General features: G+C 51.5%; 1 protein-coding gene (only partly in view). It reads right to left on the reverse strand.

All 21,097 nt of this window come from inside a single coding sequence — locus tag QUE64_RS06805, autotransporter-associated beta strand repeat-containing protein (protein WP_286225074.1), on the reverse strand. Of the gene's 46,017 coding nucleotides, 6,439 precede the window and 18,481 follow it; the stretch shown corresponds to coding positions 6,440–27,536, spanning codon 2,147 (partial) through codon 9,179 (partial); reading right to left, the first codon wholly in view occupies positions 21,093–21,095. Both codon boundaries (start and stop) fall beyond the window edges.

Below are 21,097 nucleotides of genomic sequence, written 5' to 3' on the forward strand. Positions count from 1 at the left end.
ATGGAACCAAAGCTCATGGCCCCATTGGTGCTACTAATGGTTCCTTTGAGTGTTCTTGAACTTGGTGCGGTCGCTGTTAAACCACCGGTGAAGGCTAAGGTCCCCCCACTCGCGCCAAGCGTTAAGGTGCCGGTGTTACTAAAGGTCACCGCATTGGTGATCGTGCCGGTGGTAGCGTTGAGCGCCAGGTTGTACCCTGCACTATTGGTGTTCAGGGTAGTCGCAGTGAGTGCACCATTGAAGGTGATCGCACCGGTGGTATCGGTCAAGGTGACGGTGGTGGCATTCACAGTGCTACTGAAGGTAGTGCCACCCGAGTTGGTAATGGTGAGTGTGCCGATGTTGGTACCAACGGCACCACTGACAGTGACTGCACCCGTAGTGTTAATGGTGAGGTTTGCGCTACCAGTGGATGGTCCAGTCACGGTAGTGAGGCTAATCGGTATAGCCACACCCGTACCGATGGTGAGGTTGTTATTGAGATTAATCGCACCGGTGGTAATTTGACCGGTCGAAGTACCGCCAATCGTAGAGGTACCACCAATGGTCAGTGCGGTATTGCTATCACCTAAGGTGATGACACCAGTACCGGCTGCACTCACCGTACCGTTGACAGTAATGGCACTTGGGGCGGTTGCGGTGACGCCACCGGTAAACGCAGTGGTATCACTACCATTACCCAAGGTCACTGTACCGGTATTGGCAAAGGTGGTTGCACCGGCGATGCTATTACTTGAACCATTGAGTGCGACGTTATAAGCCGCAGAGCCAGCACTGACGGTCATGCCGGTACTAACGGTGAGGTTGTCACTGAAGGTGATGGTGTTTGTAGCGGAAGTACTAGTGATGGTAAGTGTTGCGATACTCACCGTACCACTCAACGAAGTACCACCCGAGTTGGTAATGGTAAGCGTACCAATATCGGTGCCAATCGTGCTCGAGACGGTGACAGCACCGGTGGTATTAATCGTCAGGTTCGAACTCGTACCATCTGCAGTACCCGCAATTGAGGAGAGGCTAATCGCGTTGGCAATGCCCGTACCAATGGTGAGGGTCACACCATCAGCGAGCGTAGTGGCGCCTAGGGTAATGGTGCCGGTGGAGGCTCCACCAACGGTGGTGTTGTAATTGACCGTAACGGGTGCACCCAGATTAATCACACCGGTTGTTGCGCTGACCGTACCACCTAAGTAAATACGACTTGGGGCAGTAGCAACGACACCGCCCGTAAATGCACTGGAATCGGTTGCACTATTTCCGAGGGTCACCGTACCGGTATTGGCAAAGGTAGTGGTGCCAGCAATCGTATTACTAGAGCCGTTTAGTGCAACGTTATATGCGGCCAAGCCAGCACCCACGGTCATACCGGTGGTTAGGGTGAGATTGTCACTAAAGGTAATGGTGTTTGTAGCGGTAGTACTGGTAATGGCAAGCGAAGCTGCGCTTACTGTTCCACTAAAGGTCGTACCACCCGAGTTGGTAATGGTAAGGGTGCCAATGTCGGTACCAATCGTTGTTGTCACACCTACCGTACCCACTGAATTAATCACTACATAAGACGGTGTTCCGCTTGCAGTACCGGCTATGGAATTAATCGTGATCGTGGCTGGGCCACCATTACCGAGTGTAAGGGTGACACCATTGGCTAAGGTAATGTTGCCTAATACAACCGCATCCGATGGGTTAATGTAAGTTGTGTCCGCACTCAGCGTTAAGCCACGGTTCGCACCCAAGTTATAGCGATAGGTAGTATCGATACTTCCGACCACTGTATTGCCTGTGCCAGTGAGGGTTAATTCATAGAGCGCGATCGTGCCACCAACATTTCCAAGCGTAATGGTTCCGGAACCGTTGGCGATACTTAGCGAATAAGTTCCCGCAAGGGTTCCAGTTCCGCCATCAACGGTCCCAGCAGTGACGTTGGAATTAGTGGCGGTGATGGTTGGACTAAAGAACAGTTGGGTAGTACGTGAGGTACCCTTCAAATCAATCGCACCAGTAGTAGTTAAATTACCACGCAGCTGGTTAATACCGGTGCCATATAGAGTCAGGCTAGCAAGGCTTGTGCTATTTCCGACATTGGCCAAATCAATCACGCCAGCACCATTACTAATGCTGAGAGCATAAGCGCCGTTCGTATCACCTAGAGTAATGGTGCCTGCTGAATTACTGGTAAGCGTTGTCGCGGCTGCCAGGGTATTGGTTCGTGAAGTTCCCTTCAGATTAATCGCGCCAGTTGCGGTGATTGCGCTCGGTAGGGTATTGACTCCGGTTCCCTGTAAGGTAAGGGAACTAATGGCAGTAGTGCCGCCCACAACCCCACCAAAACTAATCGCTCCAGAACCAGGATTGATGGTGAGCGCTTGTGCGCCATTAATGGTAGTGGTCGAACCGCTAAAGGTAATAGTGGTATCGCTCGCCGTCAGAGTAATAGCTCCTGTAGACAGAGTAATCGGACCGGTGTAGGTTTGCGTGCCGCCCGATGCGATGTTTTGTGCGATGGTGTAGCCAGCCGTACCACTCAAAGTTAAATTACCGGTGGTGGTGATACCCACGGTCGTCACGGTGCCCACGGTGTACGCTGTATTTTGGGCAAACGTTAAGACACCGGTATCGGCTGCTAGGGTCGTAATCGAATTACTGGTGCGACTTAAGGTGTAGGTACCCGCTCCCAGTAAACGCAAACTACTGGCTGAAATATTTTGACTTTGCGTTACCGTTCCTGCGGTATTGAGTGTCAAATTACTACCAGTGGTGAGCCCCACAGTATTAACGGTACCAATCGCAAAGCCAGAGGTCTCGGCAAATGACACCGTACCGGTATTACCCGCCAATGTGGTAACCGCATTCGCGCTATCAGTGAGGGTATAGGTAGCGCCAGTACCTAACAGTTCAAGACCTGCGGCAGTGAGTGTTGCACCGCTATCTTGGGTCACGGAGCCGGTGGTGTACAGAGTTAAATTGTTAGCACCAACCGAGACCGCGCCCGTAAATTGCAGACCGCCACTGGATGCTCCGTAATTGAGGAGTTGGAGGTGATCCCTAAAAGTATATGCACCCACCGTGATCGTACCGGTCGCACTTGCGCTACCAATCGTAATGGTGGAGAAACCATCTTGCAGGTAATCAAGCTCAGCACTAAGGAGATTCAACGTGCCAGTGGCTCCAGCCAAACCAATTGTCGTGGTTGCGGTACGAGGCGCAATCGTTAAAGTACTCGTACCTGATATATTTGCACCGATACTTATTGCATCGGTGGTAATCGATAGAGCGCTACCTAGCATCCGTATGCTACCACTTGCTCCAGTCACCACTGAGCCAGCAGTAATCGCGGTGGTGCTCAAAATATTCGTACCACCAACGGCGCCGTTCATGCTGACTGTTCCCGAACCCGCATCTACTGTGAAGGTTTTGGCAGTGCTCGTTGCGCTATTGACGGTTGAGCTAAAAGTAATATCGGCATTACTCGCCGTGAGCGTGGTGTTGGTACCAATGGTCAGAGCACCGCTATAGGTTTGTGAACCCGAAGTCGTGATTGCATTGGTGTTAATCGTGGTCGTGCCACTGATGGAGAGATTTTTAGCCGTACCTGTGAGGGATACCGTATCGGCATCCGCATTCCCAAATACCGCATTGCCAGTAATCGCTAAGGCATAAGCCCCGGAGACCGTGCCATTAAACGTGGCGGTGCTCGCTGCGATCGCTGTATCCGCACCCAAGGTGACATTGTTGCCATAGGTTTGTACGCCTCCCGTGGTGCTAACACTTCCTCCATTGAGGACGGTAGTTCCCGATGCGCCATTTTGTACAACGCTCGCCGCATTGACTGTGCCAGTGAACGTAGTAGTTCCGGTACTGGTTAGGGAGATATTGCCAAGTCCTTGAGCACCACCCACTGCGCCTGTAAAGGTGATGTTCGAGGAACTGGAGTTCACGGTTAGATTTCGAGTCTGTCCACTATCACTATTGACCGTACTATTGAACGTAATGTTTCCATTGGGCAATGAAATAATGATCGTGCCCGGTGCACCATTGGTTACCGTGGTGGTTGTATCGGTGACACCGCTCACGATAACTCCAGTCGTAACACCATTACTGCCCCGATTACCTCCCAAGCCTCGCCATTCACCAGCAGGACGTGATCCGAAGGAAGTAGCACCGCCTTGTAATCCGCCACCGCCACCGCCGCTACCGCCACCGTCATAGCAGCAACTTGCAATGGTAAGTGTGGAGGTTTGTCCCGCGCCTGGGCCAATTTGACCGTTATAGGTTCCCGCACTTAAATAATTTCCGGCATCTGCTCCGGTGGTTTCACCATCACCACCCGTATTGTTCGCACCAGCACCACCACCCGCGCCACCGGCAAAAATGTATTTCGTTCCCGTATTGCCAATTTGCACCACCGAGGCCGCACCACCGCCACCGCCACCGCCTGACCATCCATAGGGTCCTGCGCCACCGCCTGAGCCACCATTACCAACACCCAGCGCGTTGGTTCCACCAGCGCCAGCGCATGAGGAATTGGAGCATGAACCACCGCTGCTGCCGCCAGCACCCGGTGCAATTCGAATCACGGTTCCTGGATCAACCGTCACAGTGGCTGTGTAAGATCCAGCGACGCCTGTGTCCATTCCAATATTGCCGTCATCACCCCCCTTACCCCCAGCGGCACCGACTAAAGTCACGGTAAATGAACTGCCACTAATGGTGATTTCTTGCACCGAGGACGAATAGTTATAGGTCGTAGAGGTTGCGCCACTGGTGGTTAACGTCACATTATTGTTTAACTGAACTGGACCGTTGTAGGTTTGGTCACCAGTTGTTGAAATGTTAGCGTTCAAAATAATCGAGCCACTACCGGGAATGCTTAACGATAGTGGTCGTGTAGTTGCACCTACCACCCCATCAATTTGAACCGTCCCCGATCCGGCATTAATCGTGAGAGCCTGCGCCCCATTGATGGTAGTGGTCGAGCCACTCAACGTAATGTTCGCATTGGTCGCAGTGAGTGTGATGCTTCCAGTCGATAGGGTAATTGGGCCGGTATAGATCTGAGTACCTGCACCTGAGGTGATGTTCTTGCTAATCGTCATGCCACCGGTACTGCTCAAGCTCACATTACCGGTGGTGGTTATGCCAGTGGTATTGACAACCCCTACTGTATAGCCTGAGTTTTCGGTAAACGTTATTTCTCCGGTGTTCGCTGCCAAGGTAGTAATCGCATTACTGGTATTCGTCAGTGTGTAAGTTCCACCGGTACCTAAGAGTTCGAGACCCGCAGCACTAATGGCTTGGCTTTGTGTGACGCTACCCGTGCTGCTTAAAGTCAAGTTACCAGTGGTGGTGAGACCTACGGTGTTGACGGTGCCAATCGCAAAGCCCGAGTTCTCGGTGAACGATACGGTACCGGTGCTACCGGCCAAGGTGGTAATGGCGTTACTAGTATTGGTCAGTGTGTAAGTTCCACCAGTACCTAAGAGTTCGAGGCCGGCGGCGGTAATTGCTTGACTCTGTGTGACGGTGCCAGTACTACTTAATGTCAGATTGCCGCTGGTTGTAAGACCTACGGTATTGACGGTACCGATGGCAAAGCCCGAGTTCTCGGTAAACGATACGGCACCGGTGCTACCGGCCAAGGTGGTAATGGCGTTACTGGTATTGGTCAGCGTGTAAGTTCCTCCAGTACCTAAAAGCTCGAGACCCGCAGCACTAATGGCTTGGCTTTGCGTGACAGTGCCGGTGCTGTTTAGAGTCAAGTTACCAGTAGTGGTGAGACCTACGGTGTTGACGGTGCCAATCGCAAAGCCTGAATTCTCCGTAAAGGAGATCACTCCCGTATTACCTGCTAAGGTAGTAATCGCATTACCGGTATTGGTAAGGGTATAGGCGCCACCCGTGCCTAAGAGTTCGAGACCGGCGGTAGTGATATCTGCCCCGCTATCTTGAGTCACTGCGCCTGTGGTGTACAGGGTTAAATTATTAGCACCCACAGAGACCGCACCGGTCAATTGCATACCATTACTGGAGGAGCCGTAATTGAGAAGTTTTAAGTGATCCCTAAAGGTATAAGCACCAACGGTGATCTTGCCAGTGGCACTCGCATTACCAATGGTGATGATTGAGAAACCGTCTTGCAAATAATCCAACTCGGTACTTGTGAGGCTCAGGGTACCGGCTCCTCCGGCAAGTCCAATAGAGGTAGAAGCTGTTTTCGGAGCGATGGTTAAGGTATTAGTACCCGATATATTGGCACCGAGACTAATTGCATCGGTGGTAATCGAGAGTGCGCTTGCGCCCATCGCAATCGTGCCACCCGCCCCGGTTACCACGGAGCTCGCGGTAACAGAGGTCGTACCCAGCACTTTCACGCCACCGACTGCGCCATTAAAAGTAGTAGTGGCTGACCCAGAATTAATCGTGAGCGTTGGCGTAGTGGCCAGCGAATGAGTGTTAACTGTAGAACCGAAGGTGATGGCCGAGTCGGTTGTTGAGATCGTAGTATTTTGCTTAATTAATAAAGCATTGTTATAGGATTGCGTACCTACCGTCGCAACCGTCGGTGTATCAATTACCGTAGTTCCACCAACCCCGGTATTAATTGATGCAGTATTCACCGGGGCGTTAATCGTATATGTTCCGGTACCCTCTAAGGTAAAGATATTTAAATCGTAGGTACTGCCGATCGCACCATTGAATGTCACGCTACCAGCACCAACACTTAAAGTTAAGCTCTGACCATATTCGGTTGTGCCGTCAAGGGTACTATTAAAAGTAACTGCCTGATCAGCTGTTTGTACCGTAACAGTTGTAGCAGTAATAACTACCTTGTCACTGAATGTGAATGCCGATGTTCCGCTTCCAGTTAAGTTTCCTCCCAAATAAATCGCAGCAGTGCCATTAGTATCAAAGGTTACTGGGCTATTAAAGGCTAAATTAGAAAGCGTGCTAATGGCACCTGTAGTTGATGATCCAAAGGTTACCCCACTAAAGGTGGCATTTAAGTACCCTAATGTATTGAGGTAGCCCAATTCAGTCACTGTGAGATCGAGCACTGTATCGGTGTTGTTATTGGTGCTATCTGAGGCACCAAGCACCATTGTGTTGCCAGATGTATAAGGCCTAACAATAAGCGTTGATCCACCATAAATGCTTGCTGTCGGATTAAATTCATCGGCTGTAATTGTTATCGCACCCGATCCAATGGGATGACCCTCACCAATCTGAGCAGTAGTTAAAACCCCAGTACCGGAGATTAACGTTAATGCTTGGTTATAAAGCCCAGAGAGTCGTACCGCGCCGCCCAAGGTTAAATTGCGCGATCCCGATGCGGCCCCAGAGGTATCAATTGTGGTGTCAGCGCTTAACGTAATGGCTGTTCCACTATCACCAATGGAGGTAGTACCATTACTGGTGATCGTTCCTGCAAGAGTGATAGAGCTTGGTGCAGTGGCAGTAAATCCAGCTGAGAAAGTATTGGCGCTTGTACTTGATGCTCCAATTTGCAATGTTCCGATATTGCCAAACGTTGTGCTATCCGTAACCGAGTTACTGCTACCAGTAAGACTTAGGTTGTAGTTCCCAGAGCCTGTCGATAAACTCTTAATCTTGGTGTCATTGCTAAATGTGACCGCCCCAGTCTGCAAATTATTAATTGCGATGGAAATAGGTCTTGAAGAGGCCGTTTCAATGAGACCCCTCATTCGACAACCATCGCAGTCATCCCAACCACCCCTGCTACCGGATTGGTTGATAACAACGGATACCCCATTACTAATGGTGGTCCGGTTTCCTGACTGACCAGCGGTGGCCCACATCCAAGCGCCGCCGTAGGTGCTGCTTGCATTACCATTTGGCTCTCCACCCGACCAGTTCGTAAATGTAAGGGTTGAGCCATCGACCCATCTCCAGTCACCACCGGTTGCGGAGCCGCTATTTAACCGTAAGCCGATCCATAAGCCACTAGCACCACTAAACGTGTCGTAAATATATGAATTTTCTGTAAGGTCGTTAATGGTAACCAGGTGACCCCCAGCAGCAACTGCTGCAGCCTCAGCCTGCTCCCAACTTAAACCGTCGGCGGTTAATTGATAGCTAGACCCTCCAGTTCCCCCAATTGCACCGCTGAATGTAATAGTTGCAGATCCTGCATTAAGGGACAAGGTCGGAATACTCGAATCAGAAGCAGCTTGAACTGTTCCCGAAACAGAAATTGCAGCGCCTGCTGCCCCACCGCTGACACCCAAACCATTGGCAGTAGTATCCAGTGTGACATTGGTACTGATAACAATATTTGAGCCGATTGTGATGGTTGAGGCAGTTAAGATCGTGCCACTAATTGTCACGGAACTGGGAGCCGAGATCGTCAGCGATCCTAAAACGATAAAGGTATCACCAGCAGTGCTATTGATAGTCAAGGTGCCAGTGTTATTAAACGTTAAGGCATAGCTGACTGAGCCAGACGTTCCAATTGTGGTGGTTCCATCCGTACCATTATTTAGAGTTAAGTTATAAGCGCTGCTACCCGTTACTAAACTGGTGGCAGTAATTACTCCATTAACTGTCATTGCTCCTGTTTGCGAACTGGTACCCAATCCCAGCGCACCAATATTATTGAGTGCGGCATTAATCGTGGTAGTGGCACTTCCGCTGTTGATCGTCAGATTGGTAGCATTTCCGGTGATGGCATCACTTGTAGCATCGCCCACGGTAACGATACCGCTGGTACTAGAAACCGTCCGGGTACCCGAACCACCCAAAGTGATATTGCCATTGAGACTAATCAAACCGGTACTGGTGGTAATGTCCCCACCGTTCCAAGTCAGCGGTCCATTGATCGTAAATGCTGCGTTGGTTGAAGAGGCAGCAGCAAGGTTATGACTTAAGGTAAAGGTTCCTGAAGAGGTGAACGTAACCGGATCTTTAAAGCTTAAGTTGGCTTGTGAGCTGTAATTACCTGTATAGCTAGCGCCACCAATCGTAATCGCCGAGAATCCGTCTGCCAGATACCCCAGTTCGGTTGTTGTTAAGTTCAGAACCGAGGTATTGGTTGTATTGTCAGCCGAGCCTAAATAAATATCCCGCGATAGTGTGGCAGGCACAATCGTGAGTGTTCCAGATCCGCCAAAGCTACCGGAGAAATTGATTTCATTGGCTGTTAATGAGGTATTCCCCAGGCCCGAGGCCGTACTACCAAACGTAATAGTGGCTGTACCAGCATTGAGCGTGAGTGTGTAGGTGGCGCCTGTCACTGCACCGCCTAAGGTTAAATTGGCATTTGCTGCAGCGGTGGTAATCGACGTATTAGCTGCTAGAGTAACTCCAGTATTACTATCACCAACACTCCAGGCATTACCACTGGTAAAGCTTCCGGCTAAGGTAATGCTGCTTGGCGCCGTGGCAGTAATACCACCGCTAAAGGTGAAACTGTCGCTTGCCGCATCACCCAAGACTAAGGTTCCGGTATTTGCGAAGGTAACACTATTGGTAACCGAATTTGTTGCGCCAATTAAACGAACATTGTAGGTATTGGCAGTACCGCTGACGGTGAATGTCGCGGTTGTGAGGTTGTCATTAAACGTGACTAAGGTACCCGACGAGCTGTTTGTAATAATAATGCTCGTACCTGTGGTGACACTTCCAGTAAATGTCGCACCGCCCGAATTGGTAATTGTTAGCGTCGATAAAGAAGTTGCTCCAACAGCTCCACTCACGCTGATGGTTCCTGATGAACCACTATTGATCGTTAGTGCTTGAGTATTGGCACTTGCCCCATTGACCGTACTACTAAACGAGATATTGTTTCCAGTAGAAGATGCGCCTGTAGATGCAGCTGTGATGGAGCTGCCTAAGGTCACCGCTCCGGTATAGCCTTGCGTACCACTGGTGGTGATGTCACCGTTAAGGGTAATACCAGTACCGGTGACCGCTAAGGTGCCGGAGGTAATCGTTGTTAAGGTGACTGCCCCACCGCTGCTGATCGTTAGGCTGTTGGTGCCGGTGTTGAGTGCACTAGTGGCGGTGATGGTGCCTGAGCTACTGCGAATAGTCAGTGGATCATTAAAGGTGTAATTGGTGGAAGTGGTATAGGCGATCGCACCAGTACCGGTAGCACTACCCAAGGTGATCGATGAGAAGCCATCGCTTAGGCGAGCTAACTCGGTATCATCAATCGCCAAACTACATACTGCCCCACCACACGAAGTGGAGGTAATACCGCTACCAAGACCAATCGTCGTACCATTACTCTTCGGTTGAATGACCAAAGCGCCGCTACCACTGACATTACCACCTAGAGCAATCGCATCAGTAGTGAGCGTCAGAGCAAAGGTGTTGGCAGCGAGTGTCGAACCAGTGGTGATCGCAGAAGCCGACAAGGTGGTCGCGGCAGTGAGTGTCGCGGCATCGTTATAGGTTTGTGCACCAGTGGTGGTGATGTTGCCACCGAAGGAGACCGTACCACCCGCATCGGTGGTAATCGAGGTGAGATTGGTGGTGGCTCCTACGGTGCTGGCAAATACAGTAGCGCCGGAGGTGTTCACGGTTAAAGTCTGTGCCCCGTTAATGGTCGAGGAGAAGGTGATGTTGCCCGAAGCCGAGCTAGTCAGCGTAGTGGCTGCACCTAAGGTGACGGCATTGCCGTAGGTTTGCACACCACTGGTACTAATCGAACCACCATTGATCGCGGTGGTTCCCGTACTGGAGTTTTGCACCACACTGCTAGCGACTACCGTAGAGCTAAAGGTCGTGGTGCCGGTGCTGGTTAAAGAGATGTTACCGAGTCCTTGCGCACCGCCCACTGCACCCGTGAAGGTGATGTTGCCGGAGCCGACACTGGCGGTGAGGTTGCGTGGTGTACTGCTATCGCTATCGACCGTACTACTAAAGGAGATAGCACTATTGGTGGTTGCCAAAGTCACAGCGGCCCCTAAGGTCACTGCTCCGGTGTAGCCTTGGGTACCGGTGGTGGTGATGTTGCCAGTAATGGTGGTACCCACAGCGTGGGTTGAGGTGGTGGCTAGACTGGTTAGTGCAGCACTATTACCCACCGTACTATTGAAAGTAATGCTTCCCGAACCAGCGGTAATAGTGAGTGCATATGCGCCATTGACTGCTCCACCAAACGATACAGCACTATCTGTGGTTGCCAAAGAGACAGCAGCACCTAAGGTCACCGCTCCGGTATAGCCTTGAGTACCGGTGGTGGTGATATTGCCATTAATGATAGTTCCTGAGCTATGCGTCGACGTAGTCGCAAGACTTGTAAGTGCTGTTCCATTGCCCACTGAGCTACTAAAGGTGATACTACCTATACCTGAAGTGATCGTCAGCGCTTTGGCACCATTGACCGTACTACTAAACGAGATATTGTTTCCAGTAGAAGATGCGCCTGTAGATGCAGCTGTGATGGAGCTGCCTAAGGTCACCGCCCCCGTATAGGTTTGCGTACCACTCGTGGTGATATCACCATTGAGGGTAATACCCGTGCCGGTGACCGCTAAGGTGCCGGAGGTAATGGCCGCTAAGGTGACTGCTCCACCACTGGTAATTGTTAAGCTGTTGGTGCCGGTGTTGAGTGCACTAGTGGCGGTGATGGTGCCTGAGCTACTGCGAATAGTCAGTGGATCATTAAAGGTGTAATTGGTGGAAGTGGTGTAAGCGATCGCACCAGTACCGGTAGCACTACCCAAGGTGATCGATGAGAAGCCATCGCTTAGGCGAGCTAACTCGGTATCATCAATCGCCAAACTACATACTGCCCCACCACACGAAGTGGAGGTAATACCGCTACCAAGACCAATCGTCGTACCATTACTCTTCGGTTGAATGACCAAAGCGCCGCTACCACTGACATTACCACCTAGAGCAACTGCATCAGTAGTGAGCGTCAGAGCAAAGGTGTTGGCAGCGAGTGTCGAACCAGTGGTGATCGCAGAAGCCGACAAGGTGGTCGCGGCAGTGAGTGTCGCGGCATCGTTATAGGTTTGTGCACCAGTGGTGGTGATGTTGCCACCGAAGGAGACCGTACCACCCGCATCGGTGGTAATCGAGGTGAGATTGGTGGTGGCTCCTACGGTGCTAGCAAATACAGTAGCGCCGGAGGTGTTCACGGTTAAAGTCTGTGCCCCGTTAATGGTCGAGGAGAAGGTGATGTTGCCCGAAGCCGAGCTAGTCAGCGTAGTGGCTGCACCTAAGGTGACGGCATTGCCGTAGGTTTGCACACCACTGGTACTAATCGAACCACCATTGATCGCGGTGGTTCCCGTACTGGAGTTTTGCACCACACTGCTAGCGACTACCGTAGAGCTAAAAGTCGTGGTGCCGGTGCTGGTTAAAGAGATGTTACCGAGTCCTTGCGCACCGCCCACTGCACCCGTGAAGGTGATGTTGCCGGAGCCCGTTGTTATATTTAAGTCAAATGTATTAGTCGCTGTGCTGTTTAGCGTGTTATTGAAACTAATTACCCCATTACTTGAAGAGCTATTACTGTTAAACGTTAAATTATTTGTTTGAACCTCTAGTGCTCGATAGGTTTGTGCACCTGCTGTGGTAATTGATGAGCCAATCTTGAGTGAGCTACTTGCGGTTGCGACTAGTGCACCGCTTACTGTCAAGGTGCGAGTTGAGCCCGCCGATCCAATAGTTAATGCGCCGGTGTTATTGAATGTGGTAGCAGATCCAATAGTCGAATTGCTATTTGCAAGACCCAGGATTAATTCATATCCTGTATTCCCTGTTTTTAATTCACTGGTATTGAGAGACCCATTAATCTGAATTTTTCCAGTCTGCGATCCTGAAGAAAACGTTACTGTAACGCCGCCGGAACTCGTTAATATTAATTGGCCATTCCCAGACCTAGATCCCTGAGTATGGCTTACTCCCGTCATGAGCGACGGGCTTGTATAAGAGGACCCCCCTGCGCCACCGGCCCATGTTCCGCCGCCACCGCCATAATAACCACCTCCACCGCCAGCACCACCGCCATTCGTTCCGCCATCGCCTCCTTGACCAAGGGATCCGGATTGGCCCGAGTTGTAACCGCCAAGCGATCCTCCATTACCCCCTGCCGATTGAGTTCCACCAGTTGGCTCTATTGTTGACCCATTATTTCCCTGAGCAGGGGTTGCTCCAGTGAGCCCCCCACCATTACCCCCTGCTGTAGATCCCCCATCATATCCAGCGCCTCCGCCTCCGCCAGCAACTACAACACGATTGCTATAGTCAGTTCCTCCTATTCTGATATCAGAGGCTCCTCCACCACCGCCAGCTAAATATCCGCTACCGCAGCAATTACCACCATTCCCACCACCATTAAAGCCTCCAGTACCCAATGAACCCTGACCACCAATATATATATATAAAGTTTGACCTTGGGTCACACTTATGGTTCCTTGTACCCTTCCGCCTAAACCGGGTGTGCCGCTGTTATAAGCAAGCCCACCACTAGCACCACTTAAATCAATATCAACAGTTGTAACACCAGCCGGGACAACATAAGTTTGCTGCGATCCTGAATATGAAAAAGTCTGGGATATTGGAGCTGTATTTGTGTATGTTCCAAGTCCACCTAAGCCAAAATAACCAAGAGCGGTAGTATTGCCAACGTTACCGCTAATCATAATTTCGCCATTACCACTCAATAAATACAAATTGTTAGCATTGGCATCAGTACCATTAATGTTTCCACCAAAGCTAATATTCGCACCAGTACTTGAATTACCCATGGAGGACAAATTCACATTTGTACCAGTAATCACAACATTACCTGTGTAGGACTGAGTCCCGGAAGTTGTAATATCAGCTGCAATCGAAGTAGTCCCCGAAACACTCAGGATGGTCACACCCGTAATCGCGCCACCAAAGACCGCATTACCAGTAATCGTGAGTGCATTGGTTCCACCAGCAATGGTGGAACTCGTGGTGGCTGTGGTGCCTTGCAGGGTACGGTCACCGCCAGAGAGAGTCACCGCCCCCGTATAGGTTTGCGTACCACTCGTGGTGATATCACCATTGAGGGTAATACCCGTGCCGGTGACCGCTAAGGTGCCGGAGGTAATGGCCGCTAAGGTGACTGCTCCACCACTGGTAATTGTTAAGCTGTTGGTGCCGGTGTTGAGTGCACTAGTGGCGGTGATGGTGCCTGAGCTACTGCGAATAGTCAGTGGATCATTAAAGGTGTAATTGGTGGAAGTGGTATAGGCGATCGCACCAGTACCGGTAGCACTACCCAAGGTGATCGATGAGAAGCCATCGCTTAGGCGAGCTAACTCGGTATCATCAATCGCCAAACTACATACTGCCCCACCACACGAAGTGGAGGTAATACCGCTACCAAGACCAATCGTCGTACCATTACTCTTCGGTTGAATGACCAAAGCGCCGCTACCACTGACATTACCACCTAGAGCAATCGCATCAGTAGTGAGCGTCAGAGCAAAGGTGTTGGCAGCGAGTGTCGAACCAGTGGTGATCGCAGAAGCCGACAAGGTGGTCGCGGCAGTGAGTGTCGCGGCATCGTTATAGGTTTGTGCACCAGTGGTGGTGATGTTGCCACCAAAGGAGACCGTACCACCGGCGTCGGTCGTAATCGAGGTGAGATTAGTGGTGGCTCCTACGGTGCTGGCAAATACGGTGGCACCTGAGGTGTTCACGGTTAAGGCGTAAGCGCCATTGATGGTCGAGGAGAAGGTGATGTTGCCCGAAGCGGAGCTAGTCAGCGTAGTGGCTGCACCTAGGGTGACGGCATTGCCGTAGGTTTGCACACCACTGGTACTAATCGAACCACCATTGATCGCGGTGGTTCCCGTACTGGAGTTTTGCACCACACTGCTAGCGACTACCGTAGAGCTAAAGGTCGTGGTGCCGGTGCTGGTTAAAGAGATGTTACCGAGTCCTTGCGCACCGCCCACTGCACCCGTGAAGGTGATGTTGCCGGAGCCGACACTGGCGGTGAGGTTGCGTGGTGTACTGCTATCGCTATCGACCGTACTACTAAAGGAGATAGCACTATTGGTGGTTGCCAAAGTCACAGCGGCCCCTAAGGTCACTGCTCCGGTGTAGCCTTGGGTACCGGTGGTGGTGATGTTGCCAGTAATGGTGGTACCCACAGCGTGGGTTGAGGTGGTGGCTAGACTGGTTAGTGCAGCACTATTACCCACCGTACTATTGAAAGTAATGCTTCCCGAACCAGCGGTAATAGTGAGTGCATATGCGCCATTGACTGCTCCACCAAACGATACAGCACTATCTGTGGTTGCCAAAGAGACAGCAGCACCTAAGGTCACCGCTCCGGTATAGCCTTGAGTACCGGTGGTGGTGATATTGCCGTTAATTGAGGTGGTGCCCGAGACACTGAGGTTGGTCAGTCCGGTAATCGCGCCACCAAAGACTGCGTTTCCAGTAATCGTGAGTGCATTGGTTCCACCAGCAATGGTGGAACTCGTCGTAATCGTCGTGCCTTGTAAGGTTCGGTCACCGCCAGAGAGGGTCACTGCACCGGTATAGCTTTGTGTTCCCGTAGTGGTGATGTCGGCGCCCAAGTTGGCCGTACCGGAGACTGAGAGATTGGTAATACTGCTGAGCACACCATTAAATACTGCATTACCCGTGATCGTCAGAGCATTCGCACCGCCGGCGATGGTCGAGCTCGTCGTTACTGTTGTGCCTTGCAGGGTGCGGGTAGCACCAGTGCCTGTGAGGGTCACTGCTCCGGTATAACCTTGCGTGCCAGTGGTGGTAATGTTTGCTGCAATCGAGGTGGTACCCGAGACACTTAAATTTCGCACACTGGTGATCGCGCCACCAAACACGGCATTACCCGTAATACTGAGATCGTACGCAGCAGCACTCACGGTCGTGAGCGTGGAGCTGGTGGTCACTGTCGTCGCGGTCAACGTCCGAGAGGCACTTATTTGTACTGGACCAGTTAGGTTGAGTGAAGCACTACCAATACCGGTGAAATTACCCTCAAGATAAATGACGCCTGAGGTTTGCATAGTGGTAGGCAAGGAACTAGCAAGATTTGCCTTCAAGAAAATATTACCGCTTTGCGATGCGCCACCAAAAGTCAAATCACTAAAGCTGGTTCCCAAATTGGCCAGTTCAGCCGCAGTGATATCAAGGATCGTGCTGGTGGCATCGGTCGAGCCATTGATGTGTATTAGATTAGTCGTTGTCGTTGGCTTTAAAGTAAGAGAGCCAGTTCCAGACAGAGTCGAGGACCAATCAATCTTATTACCCGTCAAACTGATGTTCCCCATTCCGGTGATGGCTCCAGTTAACGAAATCGCGCCCGTACCTGAATTAATCGTCATGCTCTTTGTGGCGCCTGCGATAGCCCGAGCCACGGTAATATTTGAATTGCTTGCACTACTGTCTAACGTTAGATCCGAATGCAAGGTCACTGGGATGGTACTACCCAAGGTAATCGCGCCACCAGCAGATGTACTCGTGGTTGTGGCGATCGTGCCGCCAAGACTGAGCGCAGATGGCATAGTGGGCGCAAAAGCGCCGCCGGAGTAGGAGAATGAATCGCTGGCTGAGTCACCAATCGTGACACTTCCTGTGGTTTCAAACGCAGTTGTTGTGGAAAAACTCGCAATCGAATTGCTCGAACCTAAAATGCTCAGGTTATAAGCAGCACTTGCATCGGATTTGAACTGAGTAATTTGTAAGTTACCCGCAAAGCTCACATTACCCGTGGTCTTATTAAGCCATAAAGTACCAATGCGCGTGGTAATGTCACCACTCACGGTCACTGTACCACTATTACTAAAGGTCACATTGGCGTTACTTCCCGAACCCGGTCCCGTAATGCTAGTTACAGCAATATTGCCAGCGCTTGCATCTAAAGTAAGGGTCGAACCCGCCGTGAGATTTATGAGTCCTGCGGTTAAGTCACCGCCAGCACTAATCGTGTAACTTGCCCCCACGTTACTGGTTCGGGTACTACCTAAATCAATGGCTCCCGTACTGCTGATACTGCCACCCACAGTATTTGTTCCAGTCCCCGAAAGTGTGAGGTATGCCAGAGGGGTAATGCCACCAATTGCAACCGTACTGACCGTGCCGCTACCCGCGGCAACGGTCAAACCAAATGCGCTATTAACAAGTCCAAGCGTGACGTTTCCGTTAACAGAACTCGTAGTGATGGTGCGGTCCGCCGAGAAAGTAGAGGAACGTGAAGTGCCTCTCAAATCCACATTGCCTGCAACTACCAGATCCCCATTGAGTGTATTGACTCCGGTTCCAGCGAGGGAAAGTCCAGTCAGCGGTGTGGTGCCGCCAATCGTACCTAAAGTAATAGAACCACTACCATTACTAATGGTCAAACCAAATGATCCGTCAATCGTCGATAAAGTGATAGTGCCATTTGATGTGGAGGTGAGTATGCGGTCAGACCCCGTTAAAGTAACCGACCCGATATAACCTTGCGTACCGCTGGTGGTGATGTTGCCACCGATTGAAGTGGTGCCCGAGACGCTTAAATTAGTTATATCAGTGATTTCCCCACCAAAAACAGCATTACCAATAATTGTCAGTGCATTTGAACCACCAGCAATGGTGGAGCTTGTGGTGACGGTGGTGCCTTGTAAGGTTCTCGTTGCACCGGCACCAGTAAGCGTCACCGCTCCGGTGTACTCTTGCGTACCGCTGGTGGTGATATTGCCACCAATCAAGATGGTGCCAGCAGTGACGCTAAAGGTGGTGGTGTTATCGACCGTACCCAGAGTGACCGCACCACCAGTTCCACTCGTACCGCTCGTGAGCGTAAAGCTACCAGCGCCCATTACTGAAGAAGCACCGATATTGCCCATGGTAATGTCGGTGCCAGCAGTGACGCTAAAGGTGGTGGTGTTATCGACCGTACCCAGAGTGACCGCACCACCAGTTCCACTCGTACCGCTCGTGAGCGTAAAGCTACCAGCGCCCATTACTGAAGAAGCACCGATATTGCCCATGGTAATGTCGGTGCCAGCAGTGACGCTAAAGGTGGTGGTGTTATCGACCGTACCCAGAGTGACCGCACCACCAGTTCCACTCGTACCGCTCGTGAGCGTAAAGCTACCAGCGCCCATTACTGAAGAAGCACCGATATTGCCCATGGTAATGTCGGTGCCAGCAGTGACGCTAAAGGTGGTGGTGTTATCGACCGTACCCAGAGTGACCGCACCACCAGTTCCACTCGTACCGCTCGTGAGCGTAAAGCTACCAGCGCCCATTACTGAAGAAGCACCGATATTGCCCATGGTAATGTCGGTGCCAGCAGTGACGCTAAAGGTGGTGGTGTTATCGACCGTACCCAGAGTGACCGCACCACCAGTTCCACTCGTACCGCTCGTGAGCGTAAAGCTACCAGCGCCCATTACTGAAGAAGCACCGATATTGCCCATGGTAATGTCGGTGCCAGCAGTGACGCTAAAGGTGGTGGTGTTATCGACCGTACCCAGAGTGACCGCACCACCAGTTCCACTCGTACCGCTCGTGAGCGTAAAGCTACCAGCGCCCATTACTGAAGAAGCACCGATATTGCCCATGGTAATGTCGGTGCCAGCAGTGACGCTAAAGGTGGTGGTGTTATCGACCGTACCCAGAGTGACCGCACCACCAGTTCCACTCGTACCGCTCGTGAGCGTAAAGCTACCAGCGCCCATTACTGAAGAAGCACCGATATTGCCCATGGTAATGTCGGTGCCAGCAGTGACGCTAAAGGTGGTGGTGTTATCGACCGTACCCAGAGTGACCGCACCACCAGTTCCACTCGTACCGCTCGTGAGCGTAAAGCTACCAGCGCCCATTACTGAAGAAGCACCGATATTGCCCATGGTAATGTCGGTGCCAGCAGTGACGCTAAAGGTGGTGGTGTTATCGACCGTACCCAGAGTGACCGCACCACCAGTTCCACTCGTACCGCTCGTGAGCGTAAAGCTACCAGCGCCCATTACTGAAGAAGCACCGATATTGCCCATGGTAATGTCGGTGCCAGCAGTGACGCTAAAGGTGGTGGTGTTATCGACCGTACCCAGAGTGACCGCACCACCAGTTCCACTCGTACCGCTCGTGAGCGTAAAGCTACCAGCGCCCATTACTGAAGAAGCACCGATATTGCCCATGGTAATGTCGGTGCCAGCAGTGACGCTAAAGGTGGTGGTGTTATCGACCGTACCCAGAGTGACCGCACCACCAGTTCCACTCGTACCGCTCGTGAGCGTAAAGCTACCAGCGCCCATTACTGAAGAAGCACCGATATTGCCCATGGTAATGTCGGTGCCAGCAGTGACGCTAAAGGTGGTGGTGTTATCGACCGTACCCAGAGTGACCGCACCACCAGTTCCACTCGTACCGCTCGTGAGCGTAAAGCTACCAGCGCCCATTACTGAAGAAGCACCGATATTGCCCATGGTAATGTCGGTGCCAGCAGTGACGCTAAAGGTGGTGGTGTTATCGACCGTACCCAGAGTGACCGCACCACCAGTTCCACTCGTACCGCTCGTGAGCGTAAAGCTACCAGCGCCCATTACTGAAGAAGCACCGATATTGCCCATGGTAATGTCGGTGCCAGCAGTGACGCTAAAGGTGGTGGTGTTATCGACCGTACCCAGAGTGACCGCACCACCAGTTCCACTCGTACCGCTCGTGAGCGTAAAGCTACCAGCGCCCATTACTGAAGAAGCACCGATATTGCCCATGGTAATGTCGGTGCCAGCAGTGACGCTAAAGGTGGTGGTGTTATCGACCGTACCCAGAGTGACCGCACCACCAGTTCCACTCGTACCGCTCGTGAGCGTAAAGCTACCAGCGCCCATTACTGAAGAAGCACCGATATTGCCCATGGTAATGTCGGTGCCAGCAGTGACGCTAAAGGTGGTGGTGTTATCGACCGTACCCAGAGTGACCGCACCACCAGTTCCACTCGTACCGCTCGTGAGCGTAAAGCTACCAGCGCCCATTACTGAAGAAGCACCGATATTGCCCATGGTAATGTCGGTGCCAGCAGTGACGCTAAAGGTGGTGGTGTTATCGACCGTACCCAGAGTGACCGCACCACCAGTTCCACTCGTACCGCTCGTGAGCGTAAAGCTACCAGCGCCCATTACTGAAGAAGCACCGATATTGCCCATGGTAATGTCGGTGCCAGCAGTGACGCTAAAGGTGGTGGTGTTATCGACCGTACCCAGAGTGACCGCACCACCAGTTCCACTCGTACCGCTCGTGAGCGTAAAGCTACCAGCGCCCATTACTGAAGAAGCACCGATATTGCCCATGGTAATGTCGGTGCCAGCAGTGATTGTTAAATTTCCCACGCCGTCAACTGTGCTTAGGTTTATTGCTCCTGTGGTACTTGTCAGAGTCGTGTTTGCTTGAATATTACTTACACCGTTAAAATTTTGAGTACCTGATGTGGTAATGCTTCCGCCTAAATCTGCAGGACCGGATATTTCTAGACTTGAGGTTCCCGCTCCATTGATAATTTGATTACCTGCAGTCATACTGAGGCTTGCAATTGTTTGACTTGTTTGTAAATCCCAAATTGCTGAACCGGTCATTATGATATTGGTGGTAGTTGCGAGACTACCAGTAAGAATCAGAGTACCGGCATTAATCGTGGTCGTACCGGTGTAGGTGTTGTTGCCAGCGAGGACTAGGGTGCCACTGCCAGTTTTGGTCAAGGCTCCGGTACCAGCCATGATGCCGCCATAGGTTAAGGTCGTGGCGCTATCGGTATCAATCGTGCCCCCCGAGCTACCGAGGGCAATGCCACGGTTAGCGTTCAGAGTTAAGCTAGCGGTGGTATTTAAGGTACCACCATTGAGAACTAGGTGACCCGCTGTTGCACTTGAAGGAGCTGTACCTAAATTGGTGTCCGCACTAATGATCAGGGTACCCGCATCAATGGTGGTGGTACCGGTGTAGGTGTTGTTGCCAGAGAGGGTGAAGGTACCAGATCCTTGCTTAACCAGCGAAATCGCTGCAACGGCATTATTAATCACCCCTGAAAAAGACGAATTTGCCGAGGATCCTAACGTTATCGTTGCTGGAGAAATCGTACGATTGACTTCCGTATTTAACGCAGAAATTTGCGCGACAGATAGCGGTCTTG

The sequence above is a fragment of the Polynucleobacter sp. HIN7 genome (assembly GCF_030297595.1).
Lineage (GTDB): Bacteria > Pseudomonadota > Gammaproteobacteria > Burkholderiales > Burkholderiaceae > Polynucleobacter.